Annotated in this window: 17 protein-coding genes; 5 read left to right on the top strand and 12 right to left on the bottom strand. The window is 72.1% G+C overall.

From position 1 onward, the window contains the following. Window positions 1-7 precede the first annotated feature (7 nt). Window positions 8-1,255, top strand: coding sequence for a DegT/DnrJ/EryC1/StrS family aminotransferase (locus tag B5Y66_RS15950; protein ID WP_079575444.1), 1,248 nt, complete (start codon window positions 8-10; stop codon window positions 1,253-1,255). Next, the gene (locus B5Y66_RS15945) at window positions 1,252-2,205 is read left to right on the top strand and encodes a Gfo/Idh/MocA family protein (RefSeq protein WP_079575443.1); all 954 of its coding nucleotides are present in this window, start codon (window positions 1,252-1,254) and stop codon (window positions 2,203-2,205) included. The genes B5Y66_RS15950 and B5Y66_RS15945 overlap by 4 nt, the downstream gene beginning before the upstream one ends. On the opposite strand, the gene B5Y66_RS15940 is transcribed toward B5Y66_RS15945, so the two are convergent. The 8 genes from B5Y66_RS15940 to B5Y66_RS15905 form a co-directional block, all read right to left on the bottom strand. Then, window positions 2,202-5,408 (bottom strand): heparinase II/III domain-containing protein, encoded by a 3,207-nt coding sequence (locus B5Y66_RS15940; protein ID WP_079575546.1) that lies wholly within the window; start codon window positions 5,406-5,408, stop codon window positions 2,202-2,204. The genes B5Y66_RS15945 and B5Y66_RS15940 overlap by 4 nt on opposite strands. Before the next feature lie 43 nt (window positions 5,409-5,451). Next, on the bottom strand, window positions 5,452-7,185 hold the full coding sequence (locus B5Y66_RS15935; protein ID WP_079575442.1) for a dipeptide ABC transporter ATP-binding protein: 1,734 nt from the start codon (window positions 7,183-7,185) through the stop codon (window positions 5,452-5,454). Further along, window positions 7,182-7,982, bottom strand: a complete 801-nt coding sequence (locus tag B5Y66_RS15930; RefSeq protein ID WP_217700821.1) for an ABC transporter permease — start codon at window positions 7,980-7,982, stop codon at window positions 7,182-7,184. The genes B5Y66_RS15935 and B5Y66_RS15930 overlap by 4 nt, the downstream gene beginning before the upstream one ends. Before the next feature lie 16 nt (window positions 7,983-7,998). Beyond that, window positions 7,999-9,054 carry an ABC transporter permease gene (locus B5Y66_RS15925; protein WP_079575440.1) on the bottom strand — a complete coding sequence of 352 codons (1,056 nt, stop codon included), beginning with the start codon at window positions 9,052-9,054 and terminating at the stop codon, window positions 7,999-8,001. Window positions 9,055-9,056: 2 nt separating this feature from the next. Beyond that, window positions 9,057-10,838 carry a peptide ABC transporter substrate-binding protein gene (locus B5Y66_RS15920; protein ID WP_176168892.1) on the bottom strand — a complete coding sequence of 594 codons (1,782 nt, stop codon included), beginning with the start codon at window positions 10,836-10,838 and terminating at the stop codon, window positions 9,057-9,059. A gap of 201 nt (window positions 10,839-11,039) precedes the next feature. Next, complete coding sequence (locus tag B5Y66_RS15915) at window positions 11,040-12,308, bottom strand: hypothetical protein (protein WP_079575438.1); 1,269 nt, start codon at window positions 12,306-12,308, stop codon at window positions 11,040-11,042. Next, complete coding sequence (locus B5Y66_RS15910) at window positions 12,305-14,071, bottom strand: polysaccharide deacetylase family protein (protein WP_245807161.1); 1,767 nt, start codon at window positions 14,069-14,071, stop codon at window positions 12,305-12,307. The genes B5Y66_RS15915 and B5Y66_RS15910 overlap by 4 nt, the downstream gene beginning before the upstream one ends. Window positions 14,072-14,170: 99 nt before the next feature. Continuing rightward, entirely contained in the window at window positions 14,171-15,499 is a 1,329-nt protein-coding gene (locus B5Y66_RS15905; protein WP_079575437.1) for a hypothetical protein, read from the bottom strand. A 169-nt stretch (window positions 15,500-15,668) separates the two neighbouring features. On the opposite strand from B5Y66_RS15905, the gene B5Y66_RS15900 reads away from it, so the two are divergent. After that, on the top strand, window positions 15,669-16,598 hold the full coding sequence (locus tag B5Y66_RS15900) for a Gfo/Idh/MocA family oxidoreductase (RefSeq protein WP_139820915.1): 930 nt from the start codon (window positions 15,669-15,671) through the stop codon (window positions 16,596-16,598). A gap of 138 nt (window positions 16,599-16,736) precedes the next feature. On the opposite strand, the gene B5Y66_RS15895 is transcribed toward B5Y66_RS15900, so the two are convergent. The 3 genes from B5Y66_RS15895 to B5Y66_RS15880 all read right to left on the bottom strand — a co-directional run bounded on the left by B5Y66_RS15895 (window position 16,737) and on the right by B5Y66_RS15880 (window position 22,311). Beyond that, a complete protein-coding gene (locus tag B5Y66_RS15895; protein WP_079575435.1) occupies window positions 16,737-17,030 on the bottom strand; it encodes a substrate-binding domain-containing protein in 294 nt (97 codons plus the stop codon). A 751-nt stretch (window positions 17,031-17,781) separates the two neighbouring features. Beyond that, entirely contained in the window at window positions 17,782-21,354 is a 3,573-nt protein-coding gene (gene metH / locus B5Y66_RS15885; protein ID WP_079575433.1) for a methionine synthase, read from the bottom strand. Between the two features lie 63 nt (window positions 21,355-21,417). Continuing rightward, the gene (locus B5Y66_RS15880) at window positions 21,418-22,311 is read right to left on the bottom strand and encodes an SMP-30/gluconolactonase/LRE family protein (RefSeq protein WP_079575432.1); all 894 of its coding nucleotides are present in this window, start codon (window positions 22,309-22,311) and stop codon (window positions 21,418-21,420) included. Window positions 22,312-22,449: 138 nt separating this feature from the next. Here B5Y66_RS15880 and B5Y66_RS15875 point away from each other — a divergent pair, with 138 nt between their 5' ends. Beyond that, complete coding sequence (locus tag B5Y66_RS15875) at window positions 22,450-23,571, top strand: GNAT family N-acetyltransferase (RefSeq protein ID WP_079575431.1); 1,122 nt, start codon at window positions 22,450-22,452, stop codon at window positions 23,569-23,571. 88 nt (window positions 23,572-23,659) lie between these two features. Then, window positions 23,660-24,403 (top strand): lysoplasmalogenase, encoded by a 744-nt coding sequence (locus B5Y66_RS15870; protein ID WP_245807160.1) that lies wholly within the window; start codon window positions 23,660-23,662, stop codon window positions 24,401-24,403. On the opposite strand, the gene B5Y66_RS15865 is transcribed toward B5Y66_RS15870, so the two are convergent. Next, on the bottom strand, window positions 24,316-24,777 hold the full coding sequence (locus B5Y66_RS15865; protein ID WP_245807159.1) for a GNAT family N-acetyltransferase: 462 nt from the start codon (window positions 24,775-24,777) through the stop codon (window positions 24,316-24,318). The two genes, B5Y66_RS15870 and B5Y66_RS15865, sit on opposite strands and share 88 nt — an antisense overlap. Between the last annotated feature and the right edge of the window lie 34 nt (window positions 24,778-24,811).

Below are 24,811 nucleotides of genomic sequence, written 5' to 3'. Positions count from 1 at the left end.
GGCATCGATGCCCGACACTCTCGCTCTGGACGGCGGTACGCCCGTTCGCCGCATCTCGTTCCCGTCCGTGGGCACCCCGGGGGGCCGCACGCTCGGCGTCGAGGAGGAGCGCGCCGTCGTCGACGTCATCCGGAGCGGCCAGCTCAACTCCACGGTCGGCGGCGTCACGCGTGGGCTCGAACAGGACTTCGCCCGCTACTACGGCGTGCCGCACGCCGTGGCTTCGGGGTCGGGGACGTCGGCGATCCATCTGGCCGTCGCCGCCGTCGACCCGGATCCCGGCGACGAGATCATCACGACCGGCCTGAGCGACGCCGGGACCGTGCTGCCGATCCTGGCGCAGAACGCGGTACCGGTGTTCGCCGACGTCGACCCCGCCACGGGCAACCTCGATGTCGAGTCGGTGCGCGAACACATCACGCCCCGCACGCGGGCGATCATCGCCGTCCACCTGTTCGGGCAGCCGGCACCGGTCGCGCAGCTGCGCGAGCTCGCCGACGCACACGGCATCGTGCTCATCGAGGACTGCGCGCAGGCGTACCTCACGGCGGTCGGTCCGGACGGCGCGCTCGCGGGCACCGTCGGTCACCTCGGCTGCTTCAGCCTGCAGCAGTCGAAGCACATCACCGCCGGCGACGGTGGCCTCACCATCACCGCCGACGACGCGTTCGCGCGGCGCGTGAGACTGTTCGCGGACAAGGCGTGGCCGCGCGACACCGACGAGCGCACACACCTGTTCCTTGGGCTCAACTACCGGATGACCGAGCTCCAGGCTGCCGTCGCGCGGGTGCAGCTGACGCGGCTCGCCGACGTCGTGGACGACCGCCGCCGGACCGCGAAGGCTCTGACCGAAGTCGTCGCGGGGCTGGCGGGGCTCACCCCGTCCGCGAGCGAGGGGAACAGCTACTGGCAGTTCCCGGTTTTCGTCGAGCCGGACGCCGTCGGCGCGGACGCGCACTGGTTCGCACGGGCGCTGGCGGCCGAGGGGATCCCGGCGTCGGGCGGGTACATCCAACGACCGCTCTACCTGACACCGGTGTTCACCGAGCGTCTGACGTACGGGTCGTCGGGCTACCCGCTGAGCTCGCCGCCGGCCGATGCCGTCCCGGTGTACGCGCCGGGCCTGTGCCCGACGACCGAGGAGCTCATCGCCGCGCGACTGCTCGTCATCGCCTGGAACGAGAGGTACACCTCCGACGACGTCGCGGACATCGCCGCCGCGCTCCAGAAGGTGCACGCCGGGGCCGGTCGATGAGCGGTGTTTCCCGGGTCGGGATAGTCGGTGCCGGGTACATGGCGAAGCGCCACGTCGCGGCACTTCTCGCGTTGGGCATGGAGGTCGGGGTGTACTCCAGGTCGGCCCGACACCCGGGGGTCCTCTCGGGGTTGCCGCGATACCAGACGTACGACGACCTGCTCGATGCCGTGGGACTGGTCGTCGTCGCGACGCCGACCCCGAGCCACCGCGAGCTCGTGGAGCGCGCCGCGTCCGCGGGCGTGCACGTGATGTGCGAGAAGCCGCTGTCCCTCGGATCCGCCGACGCCGCGGCGTCGGCGCTCGCGTGCGAGCGGGCGGGTGTGCGCCTGTTCCCGGCGCACGTGGTGCGCCACATGCAGCCGTACGCCGCAGCCCGGGCCGCCGCGCGCGTGGGAGAGATCGGCACGGTCCGGATGACTCGGCTGTCGCGGACCGGCGGCCCTCCGACGTGGGCGACGTGGTTCGCGGACCCCGCGGTGTCGGGTGGAGTTCAGACCGACCTGATGATCCACGACCTGGACGTGGCGCGCTGGATCGCTGGCGAGGTCGTCGCTGTCGACGCCGCCGCTCCGTCCGGTGCGAGCACGTCCTGTGCGGCCCTGCTGCGGCACGCTTCTGGAGCGGTCAGCTGCGTCACCGCGTCCTGGGAGCACGTCGAGAGGCCCTTCTCGACGGCATGGGAGGTCGTCGGGGCGGAGGGTGTGCTCGACGAGCGTTGGTGGACCCAGCATCAACCTGCCACTCCGCCCGGTGACGCCCACGCGATCCAGATGGCCGACGTGCTCGACGCGATCGCGACCGGCCGAGCCGCGGTCACGGAGGCAGCCGACGGCGTCGCGGCCGTCGCGCTCGCCGAGGCCGTCCGCGAGTCGGTCAGGACCGGCCGTACGGTGCGCCCGCGCTCCATGGTGCGCGCGGACACACCCGACCGACAGCAGTACTCCTAGCGGGTCCAGGCGCCATCGGCCGGGATCTGCACGGTACGGCCCGGCTCGACGTCGTAGCGGAACCCGGCATCCGGGTTCGCCGCACGGACGTACGACCGCACGAACGTCGTCGGCACGTCGAGCTCCAGCCGGCGGCCCGAGCATCGCGCAGCGGTGACGCGGTAGACGGCGTTTCGGACGCCGTCGTCCTCCACGTACACGCACCGCCCGACGAACGACTGTGCGTCGGCGTCGTCCATCGGCGCGTCCAGCTCGACGACGAGCGTGCTCGACGCCGCGAGCTCTGCCGTCCGCCCGGTCACGATGCCCGTGGCGCCACCTCGGGGGCGAACCAGCACACGCGAGCCCTCGCGCACCTCGACGGCGTCGTGCCCCACGGCTCGTTCCGGCCGGCCGCTCGCGTCGAAGCGGACGAGCGCGAACGCCCCGTCCACCACGATGCGCCCGTCCACCTCGAGGCGCCGGCCTCCCGCGGCGTCGTGCACCAGCCAGTCGACCCGCCCGTCGGCGAGCGTCACGGCGACGGCGGTCACGTCGTCGGCGTCCACAGCCCCACCGTCCGGTGACGTCACCGGCAGCGCCCGGACGTCGGCAACGACGGGGGAGTCGACGTACGGCTCGATGACCGACGTGAACGTGCTCCGGAGACCCTCGCCGGACCGCTTGGCCAGCATGAACCGCAGCGAGGCCGGGTTGCCCGGCTTGTTGCGCGGCGGGATGCCGTCGGCGAGCGCGACCTCCGCCACGGGCGTGAGCATGGTGAGCCGCACGTGCACGTCCGGATCGACCTCGTGCACGCCGTACGTGTCCGTGATGTCCCAGTCGACGGAGAACGCGCCGGAAGGCGTCCCGCGCTCGACGCGCGTCAGCCAGTCGAACCCGCTCGCGCCGGGACGAGCCGGGCCGGTGGGGTTCGGCGGCTCGACGTCCGGGCCGGCGTACGTACCGGTCGGCTGTGCCGCCAGGGTGACGCCGTCCGCCGTCGCCGGACCCTCGGCCGCGTGGAACGAGAACACGTGCTCGCTCCCGCCGTGCACCCGGAAGAGGTCGAGCACGTAGCTGCGCTCGTCGTCGACGTCCACGAGCATCGACGTCCGCCGGTACCGGGACGCGTCGGGGTATGCCGCCGGCGCCTCGACGTCCGTGAGGTGCACGCCGTCGCCGCCCGAACGGAACGCCAAGGGTCGCCCCACCACCTGGGTGGCGTGCGGCGTCGCGTCCACGACGACGGTGGCGCTCGCCACCGTGTTGCTCTCCCACTCCCGGCGCCGCGCGTTGTTGTCCGCGAACTCGGGATAGCCCAGGCCGGGGGCGAGGTCGAGGCCGTGGGCGAACAGCCCCAGCGCGAGACCATTGCGGTGACCGTGCAGACGGTTCGTGCCGTAGAACGTGGTGAGCCCGCGAGCGTGCGCCCCGGTTCCCGTGCGGTGTGCCGCCAGCCCGAACCCGGTGAGGTTCTCGCTCGGCAGGTCGAGCGGACCCTCGGTGTCGATCACGGCCTGGATCCGCTCCGTGATGCGCGCGGCGTCGGCGCTGAACACGTCGCCCCGCAGCCCGTCCGTCGAGTCGCCGTTCATCCGGTGCGCCATCTGGGCGTCGACCGCGCGGTCGTAGCGCTCGAAGGCGGCGACGTACTGCGTCGCGAGCCCGAGCAGGTACGGCTTGCCCGTCTGGCCGGAATCGCCGATCGACGGCGTGTACGCGCCGAGCATCGTCAGCCCGGGCCGCCCGGCGAACATCGCGGCGTACTTCGGGTGCTCGTACAGGTCGGCGGCGGGGTAGGTGTCGTACCCGGCGAGCGCGTCCGCCACGGACTGCAGATTGCTGATCGGCAGGATGTTGTAACCCGGCGCGCCCTCGCCGTACCAGCCGTCACGGTCGACCTGGTCGACCAGCGTCGGGCCGATGTTCCCGCCCGTGTTGCGCCACGATCCCGCGCTCCCGGTCAGGCCGCCGGCCGCGAACAGGAAGTCGAGCCACTCGGCGGCCGAGGCGGGCTCGTCGAGCACGACGGCGGTCATCGCCAGCGTCGCCTGGTGCATGCCGAAGTTCCCGAAGATCGATGTGTCCTGCACCGCCGGGAACACCTGTCGCAGGATGCCGTTCTCGATGTTCGCGCGGATGTCGGCGACCGTGGCCTTGGGAGCGAGCCCGTACTCGTCCGAGCGTGCCGACAGGTACTCGACGACGCCGGCGTCGTCTGTCTCCGCGATCACCGGGTAGAAAGCGTCGTAGCACTCGACGAGCGTCCGCGTGAGGCCGCTCTCCCAGATGCACCCCACGGCCTTGCCGACTCCGCGCAGCCCGTCCGAGTGCAGGTACCCCTCGGCCCGCGGGTACACCGACGTGTCCATGGCGGGGTAGAGGTCCGCGAAGCGGTCGAGCAGGATGACGCCGAGCCGCGCGTACTGCGCGTCGCCCGTGAGCAGGTACGAGTCGCGGAGCCGCATCAGCCCCTGCCGCAGGCTCGTCTGCTTGACGCCGTTGACGTCCGCCGGCGGGCCGTACCATCCGAACCAGTGCGCGTAGTACGCGCAGAACGTCCACTTGGCGCCGTCGTCGTCGATCCAGCCCCAGCCGTCGTCGACGCCCCACGTCGGGCCCCGCTCCGGGTAGAGCGTGTTGACGAGATGGGCGGGGTCGCCGAGCTCCCGCTGGAAGTTCCCGTGCTCGTCGAGGGCGCTCGCGTAGAACGCGGCGAAGTCGTTCGTCGGGAACAGGTAGCCGCTTGAGGGGTCCTCGAGCTTCCACGGTCGGGCGTACGGGTCGGCGAGCCATGGGTAGTTCCCGTACTCGAAGATCTCCTCACCGGTCACGGGCGAGCCGAGGTCCTGGTTCACGGCGTAGCTGCGGGGGAGGCCCTGGCTCGTGATCGAGCGCCACAGCCAGTCCTCGCCCGCGTCGACCAGCGGCTGGGCCCCGGCGACCGCCTCGTCGCGCATGGCTGCCGCCCAGGCGAGCGCCGCGACGTTCGCCCGCGCAGCGGCCACCTTCTCGGGCGTGTAATACGTCGCGCGGGTCTTCACCGGGGTGGACGACGGCGTGGCGGTGCCGGCCGGTCCGGGGGGTGCGGCGGCGCTCGAGCCGGCCTCGAGGGTCGTCAGGCCGTAGGTACCGGCGCCGGCAGCCGCGAGGCGCAGCAGGGTGCGGCGGCTGAGAGCGAGATCGATCCGCGCTCGGGGCACGGAAGGGTGGATGGTCACGTGCACTCCTCGTCCTCGAAGGTCGTCGGCCCGCGGGCCGACGTCAAGCTGTCGCTGCGCTGGTGGCACCGACCCCGCGGACGGGAAGGATCGCGCCCAGGAGCTGATGGGTGTACGGGTGCTGCGGGGAGGCGAAGATCGTCCTGCGGTCACCGCGCTCGACGATCGCGCCGTCCTTCATGACGGCGACCTCGTCCGACATCGTCTCCACCACCGCCAGGTTGTGGGAGATGAGCAGGTAGGCGACGCCGAGCCGGTCCTGGATCTCCGACAGCAGGTCGAGGATCTGGGCCTGGATCGACACGTCCAGGGCCGACGTCGGCTCGTCGCACACCAGGACGTCGGGCTCCGGCGCGAGCGCCCGAGCGATCGCAATCCGCTGTTGCTGACCGCCGCTGAACTGCTGGGGGTACCGCCGCGCGTCGTCCCGCGAGAGCCCTACCAGCTGCAGCAGCTCGGAGGCCCGTTCGATGCGCTCCGCAGGTGTGCCGATCCCCTGCAAGCGCAGTGGTTCCGTGATGTTCGCGCCCGCCGTGTAGTGCGGAAGGAGGGAGCCGTACGGGTTCTGGAACACCATCTGCATCCGGCGGCGCTGGACGTCCGACACGTCGCCGTGCACGTCGTGCCCGTCGAGGAGCACCCGCCCGGAGTCCGGTTCGTGCAGCCCCATGACGAGGCGGGCCACCGTCGACTTCCCGCTCCCGCTCTCGCCGACCAGGCCGAGGGTCCGGCCGCGCTCGATGCTCAGGCTGACGTCCCGCACCGCGTGCGTGGTGCCCCCGCGCGAGGTGAACGACTTCTTGAGGTGCTCGGCGACGACGATCGGCGCACCCGCGGGCGAGGCCGGCACCTCGTCACCGGTGCCGCGATCGGCGACCCTGGCGGAGCCCTCGAGCGGTGCACGCTTCGCGGGAGCCGCGAGCACGACCGGTCGGGCGTCGGCACGGGCGACGTCGCCCACGTCCAGCGTCGCGTCGAGGAGCATCCGCGTGTACGGCTCGCGCGGGGAGTCCAGGACGTCCGCGATCGGGCCGGTCTCGACGACCTGCCCCTGGTTCATGACGAGCACGTCGTCGCAGAACCTGCGGGCGACCCCGAGGTCGTGAGTCACCATCACCATGCCCGTGCCGCGGGCCTTGATCTCGGCGAGCAGGTCGAGCACCTGCGCCTGCACCGTGACGTCGAGCGCCGTGGTGGGCTCGTCGGCGATCACGAGCCGAGGCTCGGCGATGATCGCCATGGCGATCATCGCGCGCTGCCGCATGCCCCCCGAGAGCTGGAACGGGTACATCCTCGCCCGCCGCTCCGGGCCCGGGATCCCGACGTCTGCCAGGGTGGCGATCGCTCGTTCCCGGGCCTCGGACCGTGAGCACAGGCCGTGCCAGGTCAGGGCTTCCGCGAGCTGGCGCCCCACCGGGATCGTCGGGTTGAGCGCCTCCATGGCGTTCTGGAAGACCATCCCGATCTCGCGCCCTCGAATCGTCCGCATCGCCTTGTCCGGCGATCCGACGAGGTCGACGCCCGCGAACCGGGCCTCGCCGTCCAGGATCCGTCCCGTCTTCGGCAGGAGGCGCAGCAGCGACCGCACCGTCACGCTCTTCCCGCTCCCGGACTCACCCACGATCGCCAGGGACCGACCCGGGCGGAGTGTGAACGAAACGCCGTTCACTGCCACGAAATCGTCGCCGTCGGCACGGCGGAACCCGGTCCGCAGGCCCGAGACCTCGAGCAGAGGGGCTGCCTCGTCGAGCTGCACGCGTGCGGGTCGCCTGCTCATCGCCGCCCCTCCGACGTGATGTCGAAGGCGTCGCGGACGCCGTCGCCCATCCAGGTGAACGCCAGCAGGGTGACCGCGAACGCGATCGCCGGCGAGATGATCATGTGCGGCGACGACGTCGCGAACCGCACGCCCTCGTTGATCATCGCTCCCCAGGACGGCATGTCGGCGATCCCGAGCCCGAGCATTGAGAGACCCGCCTCCGTGGTGATCGCGGCCGGGACGGCGAAGCTCGTCGTGACGAGGAGCGGTCCGAGTGCGTTCGGGAGGATGTAGCGGGTCGCGATCGTCGGTCCCTTCGCACCCATGCCCTGGGCCGCCTCGACGAAGTCCCGCTTCTTGAGGGTCATCACCTGCGCCCTGACCAACCTGGCCTGGGTGACCCATCCGGCGACGGCGATCGCCGCCATCACGGACCAGAAGTTCCGGCCGAACACCGTCACCAGGAGGACGGCGAACAGGTACGTCGGGAATGCGTACATGATGTCCGTCGCCGCCATGAGGGCGCCGTCGGCCCTGCCGCCCCGGTAACCGGCGACGACGCCCACGCTCAGCGCCACGACGACGGAGATCACCTCGGCCACGAACGCGACGAGGAACGCCGTCCGGAACCCGTACACCAGCCGGGAGAGGATGTCGCGGCCCAGCGTGTCGGTCCCGAGGGGGTGCCCCGGCGAGCCGATGGGAGCGAGCTGCTGGCCGTAGTCCGTCGTCTGCGGCGGGTACGGGGCGACGAGCGGCGCGAAGATCGCGACGAGCAGGAGGACCAGGACGACCCACAGGCTGATGAAGGCCATCCGGTTGCTCCGGAACCTACCCCAGGCCTTGGACCACGGCCCTGCTGCCTTCACTGCTTCCGGCGCCGGGCCGGCCGACGTCCTTCCTGCTGATACGGCTGCCACGGAGCTTTCGCCCACTTTCTGCGCGCACGCGCGGGTCGAGGAGGCCGTACACGAGGTCGACCACGAGATTCGTCGCCATGAGGATGATCGCGAAGAAGAGCGTCGTCCCCATGAGGAGCGGCATGTCACGGCTGGACGCGGCCTGGGTGAAGGAGAGGCCGAGCCCGGGGATCCGGAACATCGTCTCGATGAACACCGTCCCGGTCATCAGCGCGGCGAGCATCGGTCCCGTGACCGTCACGAGCGGGATCAGAGAGTTGCGCAGCACATGCTTGCGGATGACGACGCCGGGGCGCCCGCCCTTCGCGATCGCCGCCGTCACGTACTCCTCGCTCAGGGTGTCCAGCATGGAGGACCGGACGTATCTGGCCAGGACGGCGAGGGGTCCGATCGCCAGGGCGATGACGGGAAGGATGAGGTGCTGCGGGCCGTCCCACCCGGCCGCGGGGAGGACGTGCATCGCGCCCGCGAAGATCAGGACCAGGAACACCGCCGTGAGGTAGTTCGGCAGCGCATGCCCGAGCGTCAGCACGAACATCGACCCCGTGTCCCACGCCGTGCGCTGCTTGAGTGCCGCGAACACCCCGGTCGGGATCGCGATCGCCAGCGCGATGAGCGTGGCGAGGACGGCGAGGGTCGCCGACACCGGGAACCCCTGGGCGATGATGCTCTCCACCGACTGCGCCGGGTACTTGTACGACGGCCCCAGGTCCCACGTCAGCGCACCCTTCATGAAGACGAGGTACTGCTGCCAGGCGGGGACGTCGTCGCCGTACCGCGTCGCGAACTGGCCGGCGACCTCCTGCGCCGCAGCACCCGCCATCCCGGTCGAACCGGAGCTGGCCCGCTGGATGTCCGCGAAGCTGCCCGGAGCCAGCTGCAGCAGCGTGAACGTGAGAGCCGAGATGACGACGAGGGAGAAACCCACGCGCGCGAGGCGCCGGCCGAAGAACTCGAGGTAACCCATGTTCACTCCGCCACGTCGTCGACCGAGACGTCCTTGAAGTAGTACCGGTCGGCCTGAGCACGGATCTCGAGGCCCTGGACGCGCGGCTGAGCGACGTACACGACATCGTTCCACGCGACCGGGAGCAGCAGCTCCGCCTCCTCGCGCAGGGTCGCGGCGTCGAAGAAGATCTCCTGCTGCTCGGCCTCATTGGTCGTCGACTTGGCCTCCCCGACCCGCTCGGCGAACGCCTGCGCCTCGGGGGTCGAGGCCGTGCTGAGGATGTCCTCGAGCTGCTTGGTGCGGTCGCCCGGCGCGAGCGCGGCGTCGTTCTGGACGGCGAGGAACTGCTCGTACCTGGCGGCGTCGAGCCCCGCCTGGCGGACCATTTCCGGGGACCACAGCTGCTCGACCTGGTACGGCCACGTGCTGATCCCGGAGAACGACCCGTACCAGTAGCCGACGTAGTCCGCGTCGTGCATCTCATCGCGGCGCTCGACGTAGACGCCGACCTCCACGACGTCCTTGACCGCCTCGATCCCGAGGTTCGTGTTCCAGGTGTCGATGATCGCGTCGAGCTGCGGGAAGTCGGAGCCGGCCAGGATGGTCAGCGTCGGGAACCCCTCGCCGTCCGGATACCCCTCGTCGGCGAGAATCTCTTGCGCCTCGGCGACGGCGTCCTCGCCCCACATGGCGTCGTGGGCGGCCATCTCCTCGCTCCAGCCCGGCGTGGCCGGGGACGTCAGTGTTGTGGCGGGCGACGTCATGTCGCTGATGCCGGCGATCTCCTCCCGACCGAGGCCAAGGCTCAGGGCGCGCCGGATGTTCGGGTCCTCGAGGATCGGGTTCGCGCTGTGGATCGGCGCCAGGTAGGCCGTCCCTGCGTTCTCGAGCACGTACATCTGCTCGCTCAGCTCGGGGTCGGCGAGGAACCGGGTGATCTCGGCCGGCTCGCTGATGGCCTGGATGTCGACCTCGCCGTTCTCGTACGGCACGGTGGTCGTGATCGACCCCTGCTCAATGAGCTGGACGTTGACCTCGTCGAGCGCGACGTTCTCCGCGTCCCAGTACTCGGGGTTCTTCTCGAGCCGCATGCTCGAGTTCGCCGTCCACTCCACGAGGTTGTACGGGCCGTTGCCGACCCAGTTCTCGGGCTGCTGCCAGTCGCCCTCGCCCTGGACCGCGTCGGGGTTGAGCGGGAGCATCGAAGGGTAGGTGAGGCCCATGACGAAGCCGGGGTTCGGCGCCGCGAGGGTGAACTCGAGCGTCTGGTCGTCGACGGCCTCGATGCCGACCTCGTCGAAGTCGGTGACGACGCCGGTGCTGTACTCCTCGGCGTTGAGGATGCCGAGCGGTACCTGGTACGACGACGCTCCGGTGGTCACTCCGCTGTCGCCGCGCGCGGGGTCGAGGAGGCGCTCGTACGTCCACTCGAAGTCGGCGGCAGTGAGGGGCTCGCCGTTCGACCACGTGACTCCGTCGCGCAGGTGGAACGTGTAGGTGAGTCCGTCCTCGCTCACCTCCCATTCGTCGGCGACGCCTTCGCGGACGTCGGTCCCGTCCGGCGTCTGCAGCACAAGCCCCTCGAGCAGACCCATCTGCACCAGCCACATGCCGAACGTGATGCTCTGAGGGTCGATGTGGGCGAAGTTCGTCGCCTGGACGGTGATGCTGCCGCCGGCCTCGGCGCCTCCGCCGTCCCCACCCCCGGAGTCGGGGAACAGCGAACAGCTGGCGAGGGCGAGCGTGGCCGCCGCGGTGAGGGCGGCGACGCGGGCGGTACGACGGCAGCGCGTGCGGGTCATGGGGATCTCTCTCTCGGTAGACGGTCCCATCGAGTCCTCCTCGACTCGATCCAAATTCGGTCTGTCCGTAACTCTGGTACTGCCCTGGCGTTATGGTGCCTGACGTTATGGTGCCCGCGTGGTCGGCGTCAACGGATTCGGCGTCCCGTTCGGTAACCTCGATGTCAACTTCTCGTTGCCGGCGCTCTGCCCACGGCGCGGTCAGCCCATCGCCAGGGCCGAGATCTCCGTCCGGATCGCCTGCTCCGCGGCAGGAGCGAGCGGCGCCGGGATCCCGAAGTACACGGGCGCCTCGCACGGTTCGTAGCCGCCCTCCTCGAGCTGCTTGGCCGTGACGAGGTAGGTCGTCATCCCGTCGGTGTAGCCGAGCGGCACGCAGGTCCCGCCGCTCACCCGGCGCACGTGGAGGCCGTAGGCGCTCACCGGCTCGCCGGACATGCCGAGCAGAGACAGCCCAGACGTCAACCGGAGGTGGACGAGCTGGAGCACGGGGGGGCGTGCGTATCCTCCCGGGTCCTCCAGCGCGAGCCGGGCCCACTCGCCCCGCACGTCGTCCCGCTCCGCCATGCGCGCGACCAGGGGCAGGGCCAACCGGTCCTGCAACGGGAGCTCGAGGGGCCGACGGCGCACCGCCAGCGCGGCGTCGCCGGCGCACGTGGCGTGCGCGAGGGCGTCTCTGGCCACGCTCGCCACCTCCGCGGCGAGCTGCTCGACGTCGTCCTGGTCGCCGTCGGCGAACGAGCCGTCGGCCGCGTAGCGGGCCGGGTTCACGTCGCCGCAGCACCCCTGCAAGGGCATCGCGAACGGCGTGGTGTCACGTTCGAGGGCAGCAGCGACCGTGCCGTGGAGGTCCGGGGTGACGGCGTTGCCGTGGTGCACCACGGGGTGGCACGCGAGGTGCGTGAGCACGGCCGCGGGAGCCCCGTCGTCGTCTACGAGGCTGACCACCGTGAGATCGGGGTCGATGGGCGAGCGGGGAACGGCGCCACCCGTGCGCGCCCAGCGCCGGTCGACTGCCACATCGGTGGCCGCGCGCGCCGTCTGGACGCGCACGGGCGTCTCGCCGGCCAGGGCGCGCTCGATGCTCGCGAGCGTCCGGTCCGTGAGGAACGCCAGGTAGTCCTCGTCCGGCTCGCCCAGCGACGGCGTCATCCGTCGCGCCACCTGCGGGCCGGAGTGGTTGTGCGTCGCGTGCAGCACGAGCGAAGCCGGGTCCAGCCCGAAACGCGCGGCGTAGGCCTCGCGCAGCGTCGCGACGACGTCGTCGCCCCACCAGAGCAGGTCGGCGGAGACGAGCACGACGGGTGCCGCGGTGCCCGCGCGGAGTGCGAGCGAGCGCACGTGCAGCGGGGACAGTACCTCCGTCGCCGGCCCCAGGTCCGCCCGTGCTGCGAACCCGGCGAGCGGGACCGGTGTCGGCGGCGTGACGTCCGTGCGGTCGACGCCGATCCGCAAGGCGGGTGCGCTCACCTCGCCAGCGTCCAGGTGGTGGTCCCGGCGGGAAGGTCGGCGGCGAGCTCCGTGAACTTCCGGCCGTGGCGCGTGACGCCGGTGAGCGCGTGCGGCGGCCCCGCCACGCTCACGCCCGGCGGGAGGAGGATCGCCGCGCCGGCCACGGACGCGTCGGAGGAGACCCGGAGGACGAGCTCCTCGCCGTCGGCGACGACCTCGACGCTCACACCGCGCCGGGCGCGCTCCCACGCGTTGATGCGCTCCGCGGTCCACCACTCCATCCCGCGGCGCCGGGCCTCGTCGGCGAGCTCGAGGCACGCCGCGCGGGTGAGCGGCCGGATATTGAGGTGCGGGCCGTGGAACAGGAAGTGGGCGACGCCGTGCTGCTCCTGCGCGCCGTCGAGGATCACGTCGCGGATCGAGGCGTGCCCCGCCCAGGCGAGGTCCTGGGTGTGGAGCGGCAGGTTGAGCACGTCGTGGAACGTGCGCTCGGACCCGTCCTCGGCGAGCGGGAACGAGACGTGCGCCGTCCCAAAAGGAAAGCCCACGGTGCCCTGCTTGCTCGGGCCGCGGGACTCGTCGATCTCGATGCCGAGCCGCTCGCACCAGGTGTAGAACTCCGTCCAGCCCTCCCAGCGCGTGTAGTGGTTCTTGTTCGAGACGATGTGCTCGCGACCGGTCACCGCCTGCGCCCACGCGTACTGCGCGCGGATCTGCGGCCAGCCCCACGAGGCGAGGTCGGCGTCGTGCATCGCGTTGTAGTGCAGTGCATGCTCGTGCCCTGCGGCCGTGATCTCCTCGTAGATCTCGGGGCCGTACCCGCCGGGGAACACCTGGCACCACGTCACCTGGACGTCGGCGTCGGCGAACGCGTCGAGCGCCGCGCGGCCGTCTTCGGGGCTGTTGCCGTCGGAGTCGTGCGACATGTGCGCGATCGCTGAGAGCCCGGCGGGCCAGTAGCCCAGCCATGGCACGACGCTGCCCGAACGCTCCGCCGCGAACCAGGTCGCCTGCAGCAGGAGGGAGCGCCACCAGTCGGCGTGCGGTGTGTCGAACATCGGAACGGCTGACGGCGGCGGATAGGTGTGCGTGTAGTTGGCCGGCACGGGGCCCTCGCGGGGCGGCAGGGCGCGGTCCGTCTCGAGGTCGAGGGCCATGCCGTCCTCGGCCTTGAGGATGTCGTCGTCGATGGGCGCGGTCCCGTCCGAGGCGGGGGCGCCGTCGGCGGTGACGGCGTAGCCCTGCTGGATGCGGACGACCGACTGCAGGAGATCGGCGCCGAAGGTGAGGACGACGCCGTCGCCGTGCGTGTGGACGGTCACGGCTGCCGCGCCGCCGGGCCAGGTCGCGAGCGTGCGGGTGCTCGGCGCGGGTGTGAGCTCGACGCCACCGACGGCACGCAGCGGCCGTGGGGGGAGGTGGGTCCAGGCGTCGTCCGGCACGATCTCGACCTGCGCGGTCCGTACCGTTGCGCCCTCCTCCACCCCGGCGAGCGCGGCGAGCGCGCCGGGCGCCGTCGCGAGGACGAGAGCGCCCCCGTCGGCGACGAACGAGGCGAGCCGGGCGGCGTCGTCGGCGGTGACGGGTGTGGTGACGAGAACGACGCCGCGCGGGTCGGAGGAGGTGGTGTGCGCGATGCCTGCGTGCGCGAGCACCTCGGTGGCGTAGGCGGCCCACGGGGAGGGTGTGCCGGACCTTCCCGACGCCCAGAGCGTCACGCCCGCCATGGCGGACGTCGGGTCGGTCTCGGGGGCGGGGTCGACGGTCTGCGGTGTGGTCACGCGCCCCAGCCTGCCCGAGGGCAGGACATAAGTACAGGGCCAAATGACACTTGCGGTCCATGCTTAATGACCGCGACGATTGCGCGCGGCCGCGGCGGGTCAGTCCGTGAGGCGCTCGTCCAACAGCTGGTAGCGCACAGGCGGCCGCCCGACCTTCTGTGCCCGTGCGGGGGGCATCGGCCACGCCAGCCCCGCGTCCACGAGCGAGCGGAGCGTGCGGCGCGCGGTGCGGAGCGTGACGCCCTGCAGCTGCGAGATCCGCTCGGCGTCGACCACGCGGCTCGCGTCCCCCGATCCGTCGAGCAGCGTGATGATCTCGCGCAGTGTCTCGTTCTGGGGGTCCGCCACGGGCGCCGGCTCGGGCGCGTCGTCGTCGGCCGAGTCGGTCAGTGCGATCGGGCTGCCCTGCGTCCCGACCAGGTAGGCCAGGTCGCTGCCGGCCCGGGCCACCAGGTTCACGGCGGACTGGGCGTTCTCCTCCGCCTCGAGCGTGGTCCGGCCGAGGCCGATGCCGACCTCGGCTTCGATCCCGAGCGCCTGGCGCACCGAGGCGAGGAAGGGGGCGCGTGTGAGGTCGTCCGTCCCCGAGCGCAGCGAGCCCATGGTCGTGATCACGAGGTAGCTGTGCTCGTCGCGCTGCAGGACCGCTGCGTCCATGTGGCGCGCGTCGTGCAGCAAGGCCCGGTGCAGCGAGAGCTTGAGCTCCTGATACCAGTAGTTGCTGGAGCTCGTGCGGTGCGGGAGCGCCGAGGACGGGAGCCGGACGATGACCACGGCGATGCGCGAGTCCTCGAGGCGGGCGCCGCTGCCGAGGAGGCGGGCCGTGCGCAGCGCGTTCCGCAGGCTGAGCAGCGCGGGCACCATCGTGAGGTTCGGGACGCCGATCTCGGTGAGCGCGGCGGCGACGGACGGAACGGTGGTGATCGCGCCACTCGTGCGTCCGGATTCGAACAGCTCGCGGTGGAACGCGAGGAACTGCTCGGGTGCGACGGACTCGTGGTACTCCATGACGTGGACGTGCCGCCGCGGCACGCCGAGGTCGGCGTACGTCTCGCGGACGTCGCGCTCTAGGGCGGAGTCGATGCTGACCCGTGCCGGGTCGATGGTCCCGTCGAGCGCTCCGCGCAGCAGGGTCGTGGGCAGTGCCGCGCCGCCCGTCGGTACGAACGTCGCAGGCACCGGGAGCCGGCCGGCCGACATGGCGACGTCGTACGGCAGCGGGCCGGCGAACAGCAGGACGTCGACGTCGCCGATGATGCGCATCGTCTTCTCGTGCGCGTCGGACTCGCGATCGTAGACGGCCGTGACGAGCCGCAGCCGCGTGCGCGTCTCCTCGCGCGCGACGCCTGCCATCCGGTGCACGAAGTTGTCGGCGCCGACGACGCCGATCGTGACGCCCTCAGGCGCCGGACCTCCGAGTGCGGCCATCATCAACCTCGCTTCCCGTCCCGACCCCGCGAGCGTAGCGGCGGCGGGCGGCGTGTGACCCCCCGACGGGCCCGCGCTCCGATGGGACGCGGGCTCTACGGAGGGCTGATTTCGAATTTCGTGCATGCCCTATTGTGGATCATGGTCGTGACTCATAGTGTTCTTCGGCATGCGCATCGGAGTCGTTGACCTGGACACCTCCCACCCCGCCGCCTTCCACCCGCTGCTCCTCGAACGGGGCCACGACGTCGTCGCCGTCGTCGGCGGTGACGACGTCGCAACCGCTTCCTATACCGCCGCGTACGCCGCCGAACGCGGGATCAGCCGGGTCGCCAAGGACCCCGCGGACATCGTGGGCGACGTCGACGCCGCGTTCGTGCACAGCGTCGACTGGAACCGCCACGTGGAGAGGCTGCGGCCCTTCGTGGAGGCGGGGGTCGGGGTCCATGTCTGCAAGCCATTCGCCGGCAGCGTCGCGGACATCCGCACGCTCGAGGGATGGGCAGCCGACGGCGCCCGGATCACTGGAGGCTCTGCGCTGCGCTGGTCGGCATCGGCGCGGACGGGCGCCGGGCTCGGTCCGCGGTCCGCGTACGCGGTCACGTTCGGTCACCACCTGGACTACGGCATCCACGCATCCTCGCTGCTTCACGGCATCTTCGGCCCGGGAATCGAGGCGGCTCGGGCGCTCGACGGGACAGGGCGCCGGGCGGAGCTGCGCTGGAACGACGGGCGCACCGCCGTCGTCGACGTCCAGGAGGCGGGCACGGGCTACGGGTTCGTCGCGACGCTCGTGGGCGACGACGGCGTCACGCACCTGGACGCGACAAAGGACGACCTGTACGGCGCGTTCCTCGACGCCACGTGCTCCTACCTCGCCGGCGGCGATCTCGGCCTGACCTTCGCCGAGCTCGTCGAGCCGGAGCTCGCCGTGCTCGGCGCGAGGGCCTCGGCGGCGCACGGCGGCGACTGGATCGCCCTGCGCGGGGATGACCAGCGCCTGGTGGCGGGCGACGTCGACCCGGACGAGTTCGTGCGCAGATACGTCGCGACACGCCGCGCGGCGCTCGGCCTCGCACCCCAGGAAGCGACCCGGTGACCGCGCGGCACTCGCCGCGCGTGCCGGCGGCCGTTCCTGGCTGCGCTTCGCCGGGTAACACACCACGCTGCCCGCCGCCCGTATCTCTGACGAGTACGGCTGCTCTCTGACGAGTACGGCTGCGCGCGGGAATCCTGGTCAGCCTCCCGTCGTCTCGCGCAGTTCGAGTGTCCCAGGGATCTCCATTCGCGCGTTGCGGGGCTCGGTGTCCCCGAGCATCTCCAGCGCTGTGCCGGTCCCTCGCTCGATCTGCAAGCGGATGGTCCGCGGGTGGGTCTCGATCGGCAGGGCGTCGTCGCATCCCAGCAACTGCGTATCCTGCGGCACACGAACACCGCGGGCGGTGAGCCCGTGGAGCACACCCGGGGCGACGACGTCGTCGAAGGCAACCACCGCCTGCGTCTCCGCGCGCCGATGCTGGACGCGAGCGATCGCGCATCGGCATACGTCCCGCTTTCAACCTCCAGATAGCGCACCCGCAGCCCGAGCTCTTGCTCCGCGTCCATCTTGGCGTCGCGACGTTCGCTCTCGGACCAGGATCTGCGGGGGCCGCCGACGTAGCAGAACTCGCGCGTGCCGGCGGCGTGCATGCGCCGCACGCCTTCGACCAGCGCCTCTCGCGATGAGGTCAGGATGCGGCCGATCCCGGCGACATCGCGGTTGACCGGTACGGTCCGGGTGTGGGCGGCGAGGTCGCGCAACCGCACGTCCGAGAGCCGGGACGAGGCCCTCCACCTGCGGCACCAGACGCCTGACGAGCTGTTCCTCGCGCTCGGGGCCGCTGTTCGACTCGACGACGAAGACGCCGAGCTCCCTTCGCTCGGCCTCGCGCTCAGCAGTCCGTATCAAGGGCGGAAAGTACGGGTTGGTGACGTCCGGGATGACGAGGCCCATAGGCGCCGGACCGTCCCGTGATGAGCGCGCGGGCGTGCTGGTTGGGGGCGAACCCCATCTGGGCCGCAGTGGCGCGGATTCTCTCGACCGTCTCCGGACGCAACGGCCGCGGCTTGTTGAAGGCCCGGGACACCTTGACCGGGCGCCCTCGAGCCGTCAGGCCATCTCGACCATCGTCGTCCGAGTTGGGTACGCTGAGTTCCGTCCAGCGACGGTGGGATCCGTGGGCTTCCGGGTATCCCTGCAGGTCACGGCCACCCAGGGCGGCGCCGACCAGGACTCCTGAACCTCACACGGAGAAGTACTTCGCCTCCGGGTGGTGGAAGACGAACGCGTCGGTGGACTGCTCCGGGTGCAGCTGCAGCTCGTCGGACAGCGTGACGCCCACGCGCTCGGGGCGCAGCAGCTCGACCACCTTGCGGCGGTCCTCCATGTCCGGGCAGGCAGGGTAGCCGAGCGACATCCGCGCGCCTCGGTACCGCAGCTTGAACAGTCCCTCGACGTCCTCGGGCTCCTCGTCGGAGAACCCGAGCTCGTCGCGCACGCGCGAGTGCCAGAACTCCGCCAACGCCTCCGTGAGCTGCACGGACAGCCCGTGCAGCTCCATGTACTCGCGGTACTTGTTCGCCTCGAAGAGCTTCGCCGTGTGCCCCGAGACGAGGTCGCCGACGGTCACGAGCTGCACGGGGAGCACGTCGAACCGGCCGGTCTCCTCGAAGAACGACCGCGGGCGGACGAAGTCCGCCAGGCACAGGTGCCGGTCGCGCCGCTGGCGCGGGAAGTGGAAGCGCAGCCGTTCGGTGCCCGGCTCGCCGCCGGAGCCGCCGTCGGGACCGTCGTGGTGCGCGACCACGACGTCGTCGCCGTCCGACCACACGGGGAAGTACCCGTACACCACCGTGGGGTCCATGATCTGGTCCGTGCGGACCCGCTCGAGCCATGCGGCCAGCCGCGGCCGGCCCTCGGTCTCGACGAGCTCCTCGTAACTCGCCCCGTCGTCCCCGCGGCCTGGCTTGAGCCCCCACTGACCCATGAACGTCGCGCGCTCGTCGAGGAACGCCGCGTAGTCGGCGAGCTGGATCCCCTTGACGACGCGGGTGCCCCAGAACGGGGGAGCGGGTACGGGGTTGTCGGCGGCGACGTCCGAGCGGGCCGGCAGGTCCTCCGGCGCGGTCTCCGTCACCGTCACGACGCCGTGCCGGCGCTTGCGCAGCGCGGGCAGGCCGACCGACTCGGGGTCCGCGCCACGCGCGATCGCCACGAGCGGCTCCATGAGCCGCAGCCCCTCGAACGCATCCTTCGCGTACCGGACGGTGCCGGGGAACGCGGAGGCGAGGTCGTCCTCGACGTAGGTGCGGGTCAGCGCGGCGCCACCCAGCAGCACCGGCCACCGCTGGTCGAGCCCGCGCGAGGCCAGCTCCGCGAGGTTCTCCTTCATCACGACCGTGGACTTCACCAGCAGCCCGGACATGCCGATGACGTCCGCGCCGTGCTCCTCGGCGGCCTCGATCATCGCGCTCACCGGTTGCTTGATGCCGATGTTCACCACCGTGTAGCCGTTGTTGGTGAGGATGATGTCCACGAGGTTCTTGCCGATGTCGTGCACGTCGCCGCGCACGGTGGCGAGCACGACGGTGCCCTTCGACCGGTCCCCGTCGCCCTCGACCTTCTCCATGTGCGGCTCGAGCAGCGCCACGGCGGACTTCATCACCTCGGCCGACTGCAGCACGAACGGCAGCTGCATCTGCCCGGAGCCGAAGAGCTCGCCGACGGTCTTCATGCCGCCGAGCAGGTAGGTGTTGACGATGTCGAGCGCCTTGGTGCCGTCCGCCAGCGCCTCGTCGATGTCGTCCTCGAGGCCCTTGCGCGCGCCGTCGATGATGCGGCGCTCCAGCCGCTCACCGACCGGCAGCGCGGCGAGCTCGGCCGCGCGCTGGTCGCGCATCGCCGTCGCGTCCACGCCGGAGAACAGCTCGAGCAGGTGCGACAGCGGGTCGTGGACCAGGTTGCCCTCGTCGTCGTAGCGGCGCCGGTCGAAGACCAGGTCCTCGGCGGCCTCCCACTGCTCGTCGGGGATGGCCGTGCGGGGCAGGATCTTCGCGGCGTGCACGATGGCGGAGTCGAGCCCGGCCTTCGTCGCCTCGTGCAGGAACACGGAGTTGAGCACCGTGCGTGCCGCCGGGTTGAGCCCGAACGACACGTTGGAGACGCCGAGCGTGGTGTGCACGCCGGGGTAGCGGGAAGTGAGCTCGCGGATGGCCTCGATGGTCTCGATGGCGTCGCGGCGCGTCTCCTCCTGCCCTGTCGCGATCGGGAACGTGAGGGTGTCCACGATGATGTCGTCGACGTGCATGCCCCAGTCGCCGGTGAGCTGGGTGATGAGGCGCTCGGCGATCGCGACCTTCGTCTCCGTGGTGCGGGCCTGGCCCTCCTCGTCGATGGTCAGGGCGACGACGGCGGCCCCGTGCTCGCGCACCAGCGGCATGATGCGGGCGTACCGCGACCCGGGGGCGTCGCCGTCCTCGAAGTTCACCGAGTTCACGACGGCGCGACCGCCCACCAGCTCGAGCCCGGCCTGGATGACCGCCGGCTCGGTGGAGTCGATGACCAGCGGCAGCGTGGACGCCGACGCGAGCCGCGAGACGACAGCCCGCACGTCCGCGACACCGTCGCGACCCACATAGTCGACGCAGACGTCGAGCAGGTGCGCGCCGTCGCGCGTCTGGGCGCGGGCGATGTCGACGACGTCGTCCCAGCGCTCCTCGAGCATCGCGTCCCGGAACGCCTTGGAGCCGTTGGCGTTGGTGCGCTCGCCGATCGCGAGATAGGAGGTGTCCTGCCGCAGGTCGGTGTGCGAGTAGAGCGACGCGACGCCGTTCTCCCGGACGGGGTTGCGGTTCGGCAGCTCACGGCCGCGCACCGACTCGACCACCTGGCGCAGGTGTTCCGGGGTGGTGCCGCAGCAGCCGCCCACCAGGCCCAGGCCGAACTCGCCGACGAACTGGGTGTGGGCCGCGGCGAGCTCCTCGGGGGTCAGCGGGTACACCGCGCCGTTCGGCCCCAGCTCCGGCAGGCCCGCGTTCGGCATGCACGTCACCGGCACCTCGGAGTGCTGGGACAGGTGGCGCAGGTGCTCGCTCATCTGGTCCGGCCCGGTGGCGCAGTTCAGGCCGATGGCGTCGACGCCGACCGCCTGGAGCGTCGTCAGCGCGGCGCCGATCTCCGAGCCCATGAGCATGGTGCCCGTGGTCTCGACCGTCACGGACGCGATGACGGGCACGTTCCGCCCGACGTCCCGGATCGCGTCGTGGCACCCGGTCACCGCGGCCTTGGTCTGCAGCAGGTCCTGGCTCGTCTCGACGAGCAGCGCGTCCGCGCCGCCCTCGAGCAGCCCGGCGGCCTGCTCCGCGAACGTGCTGCGCAGGTGGGCGTACGTCGTGTGGCCGAGGCTCGGCAGCTTGGTCCCCGGGCCCATCGAGCCCAGCACCCAGCGCGGGTGGTCGGGCGTGGTGAAGGCGTCGGCCCGGCCTCGGGCGAGCGCGGCGCCCGCGCGGGCCAGCTCGCGGATACGGTCGTCGATGCCGTAGTCCGACAGGTTGGACCAGTTCGCGCCGAACGTGTTGGTCTCGATCGCGTCGACCCCGACCTCGAGGTACGCGTCGTGCACGCTCGTGATGATGTCCGGCCTGGAGACGTTGAGGATCTCGTTGCACCCCTCGTGGCCCTCGTAGTCCTCGAGCGTGGGGTCCGCGTCCTGGATCATCGTGCCCATGGCGCCGTCGGCCACCACGACGCGCGTGCGCAGCGCCTCGCGCAGGGCGGTGGAGCGGGCGTCGGCGGCAGGATCGAGCGTGATCGTCACCCGTGCAGCGTAGCGGCGCGCCGCGCCGCCCGGACGGCGCGTCCACAGCGGCCCGGAGGCGGTTCAGAGCAGCGGTGCGCCGTTCACGGCGAGCAGGATCGAGTACACCGAGGTCGACGCCGTGACGAACAGGCGGTTGCGCTTGGGGCCGCCGAACGCGAGGTTCGACACCTCCTCCGGCAGGTGCAGGCGGCCGAGGAGGGTGCCGTCCGGGTCGAGGACGTGCAGCGCCTCCCCGGCGGCCACCCAGACGCGGCCCGCGGTGTCGACGCGCACGCCGTCGGGGCCGCCGTCGAGCTCGGCGAAGACCTCCCCGCCCACCAGCCGGCCGCCGTCGACGCCGAAGGCGCGCAGGTGCCGTCGCTGCGTGTCCGCGATGTACAGGCGACGCCCGTCGACCGAGAAGGCGAGGCCGTTGGGCCGCTCGAGGTCGGTCGCGACCGCGGCGACCACGCCGGTGCCGGGGTCGACCCGGTACACGTGGCACCCGTCGATCTCCGGCTCCGCGCGCTCGCCCTCGTAGTCGCTCGTGATGCCGTACGGGGGATCGGTGAACCACACGGCGCCGTCGGGCGACACGACGACGTCGTTGGGGCTGTTGAGGCGGCGCCCGTCCCACCGGTCCGCGAGCACGGTCGTGGAGCCGTCGTGCTCGGTGCGCACCATCCGCCGCGGCCCCTGCTGGCACGTGACGACCCGGCCCTGCCGGTCGATCGTGCGGCCGTTGGCGTAGCCCGCCGGGGCGTCGAACACGCTCACCGAGCCGTCCGTCTCGTCCCAGCGCAGCACGCGGTCGTTCGGGATGTCGCTGAAGAGCAGGTACCGGCCGGCGGGCACGTACAGCGGGCCCTCGGTCCAGCGTCCGCCCGTCCAGAGGCGTTCGAGGCGGCTGTCGCCGCGCACGGCGCCGAAGCGCTCGTCGAGGCGTTCGTACACGGCGGGGACGGCGTCGGTCATCACGCGCTCCGTTGCGGGTCGGTGCTGGTCAGGACGCTGCACCGTGCCACACCGGGGCGCCGGGGGCAAGGCCCGGACCGGGCGCCGCCCGGCGAAAAGCCCGTGCGCGCGGCGGGCGGGCGCACCTAGCGTGAGTCCATGGCGACCCCGACCTCCACCGCGCTCGCGCCCCTCGCGGAGCGCGTCGCCGCGCCGTCCGCCCTCCCGGCGCTCGCGGCCGGCGGCCTGACCTGGCGGCCGGCGGCCCGCGACGACGCCCCCGTGCTGCTCGGGCTGCGGAACACGATCGCCGAGGCCGACCACGAGCCGTACCGGGAGTCGCTGGGCGAGCTGGTCGAGATCCTCGAGGCGCCCTGGCGGCGTCTCGAGCACGACTCGGTGCTCGGGTTCGACACCGACGGCTCGCTCGCCGCGTACGGGTACGTCGAGACGATGCCCGGCGACGTGAGCCGGGTGCGCGCCTTCCTGTGGGGCGGGGTCCGCCCGGACCGCCGCGGCGAGGGCATCGGGCGCGAGCTGCACGCCTGGCTGGTCGCGCGTGGACGACAGGTGCTGGGCGAGTCGGGCAAGGCACTGCCCGGCCGTCTCGCCGCCTTCGTGGAGGACGACCTGCCGCCCGCGCGCCTGCGGCTCTTCGAGCGGGCAGGGTTCACGGCGCAGCGGTTCTACTCCGACCTGGAGCGCGACCTGCGCGACCTCGACGCGCACCCCCTGCCCGACGTCGGGCTCGATCCGGCGCTGCGGCTGCTGCCGCTTCGGGCGGAGCACGACGAGCCCGCGCGGCTCGCGCACAACGACGCGTTCCGCGACCACTGGGGGAGCGAGCCGCAGACCCCCGAGCAGTGGACGAGCGGGCGCAGCACGTACGCGCCGGAGTGGTCGTTCGTCGTGGTCGACCCGGCGCCGGACGTCGACGCCCTGCTGACAGACCCGGCCACCGACGCCGAGACGGCCGCCGCGCTGCGTGCGGGCGCGCCGCTCGTCGTCGGGTACCACGTCGCCGCCCGCTACACGGAGGACTTCGCGGTGCGCGGCTACCCGTTCGGCTACACCGACATCCTGGGTGTGCGCCGCGCCTACCGCGGTCGCAGGGTCGCCCCAGCCCTGCTCGCGGCGGGGATGCGGGCCTTCGCCGCCGACGGGATGGCGGCCGCGGCGCTCGACGTGGACACGCAGAACCCGAGCGGTGCGCATGGCCTGTACGCCAGCCTGGGCTACACCAAGCGACACGGGTCGCGGCTCCTCACGATCGAGTTCTGAACACCGTCGGGCGGCGCGGACCGCGGCCGGCGTCCCGGGTGTCCGGCCGGCTTCCGGCGCGGCGCACCGGGGGCCTAGGCTGCGCGACGTGACCGACGTCGTTCATCACGGGCTGCTCCCTGCGCCGCCGCCCCGGCTGCTCCCCACCGTCGCCTCGCGCGCGGCCGCCGTCGCGCTCGCGATGCTCACCGTGCTGCACCTGTCGGCACAGGTCGCGGACGCGGGCACGTGGGCCCGCGTGACGCAGACGTGCCTCATGCCCCTGCTCGCCGTGACGCTCTGGTGCGCGGCGCCGCGCTCGAGGCTGGTCCGCCTGGTGCTCGTGGCACTGGGACTGTCCTGGCTCGGGGACACGGCGCCCGCGGCGTTCGACGGTGACGCCGCGTTCCTCGTCATGGTGGGCTTCTTCCTGCTCGCCCAGGCGGCGTACGTCGTCGCGTTCTGGCCCGCCCGCGGCGCGAGCGTGGCGCGCCGGCCGGCGCTCCTGGCGCCCTACGCGGTCGCGGCGGTGGCTCTCGTCGCGGCGTGCGCGCCCGGCGCGCCGGGGCCGCTGCTCGCCGCCGTGGTCGTGTACGGGGTCTGCCTCGTCGCGATGGCGGTGCTGGCCACGGGCGTGCACCCGGTGGCCGGCGCCGGCGGGATCGTCTTCCTGGCGTCGGACGCGATGATCGCGCTGGGCGCGTTCACCGACTGGTTCGCGCCGCCCGCGTCCGGCTTCTGGGTGATGCTCACCTACGTCGCGGGTCAGGCGCTGCTCGTCGCGGGGGTGCTCGCGCGCAGCTCCAGCCAGGTCTCGGGCTCGGGCACCGGCGTGAAGCCGGCGCGGTCGTAGATCGGCCGGCCGTCGTCGGAGGCCCTCAGCAGGACCCGCTTCAGCCCGAGGGCCTCGACGTCGGCCAGCGCCGCGGCGACGACGGCGCGGCCCAGCCCACGCCCACGGTGCGCCGGGTCGACGACGACGTCCGCGAGCCAGCCGAACGTGGCCCCGTCGGTGACGAGCCGCGCGTAAGCGACCAGCGCGCCCGTGTCGCGGCTGAGCGCCGCGTAGCTCCGGGAGCCGGCGATCGCCGCCTCCTGCACCTCGCGGGTGCGCCCCGCGGCCCAGTACGCGTGCGCGGCAAGCAGGTCGTGCACGCGCGCCGGGTCGATCCGGGCGCGGTCGGCGGAGAGCTCGTAGTCGGCGTGAAGGGCCAGGTCGTCGGGCACCCCGACAGTGAACCAGGCGGCGTGTCGGGGGTCA

It is taken from the genome of Krasilnikoviella flava (assembly GCF_900167525.1).
Taxonomy (GTDB): domain Bacteria; phylum Actinomycetota; class Actinomycetes; order Actinomycetales; family Cellulomonadaceae; genus Isoptericola; species Isoptericola flavus.
Note: the sequence above shows the minus strand (reverse complement) of the source record. Positions and strands in the feature narration are given on the sequence as shown.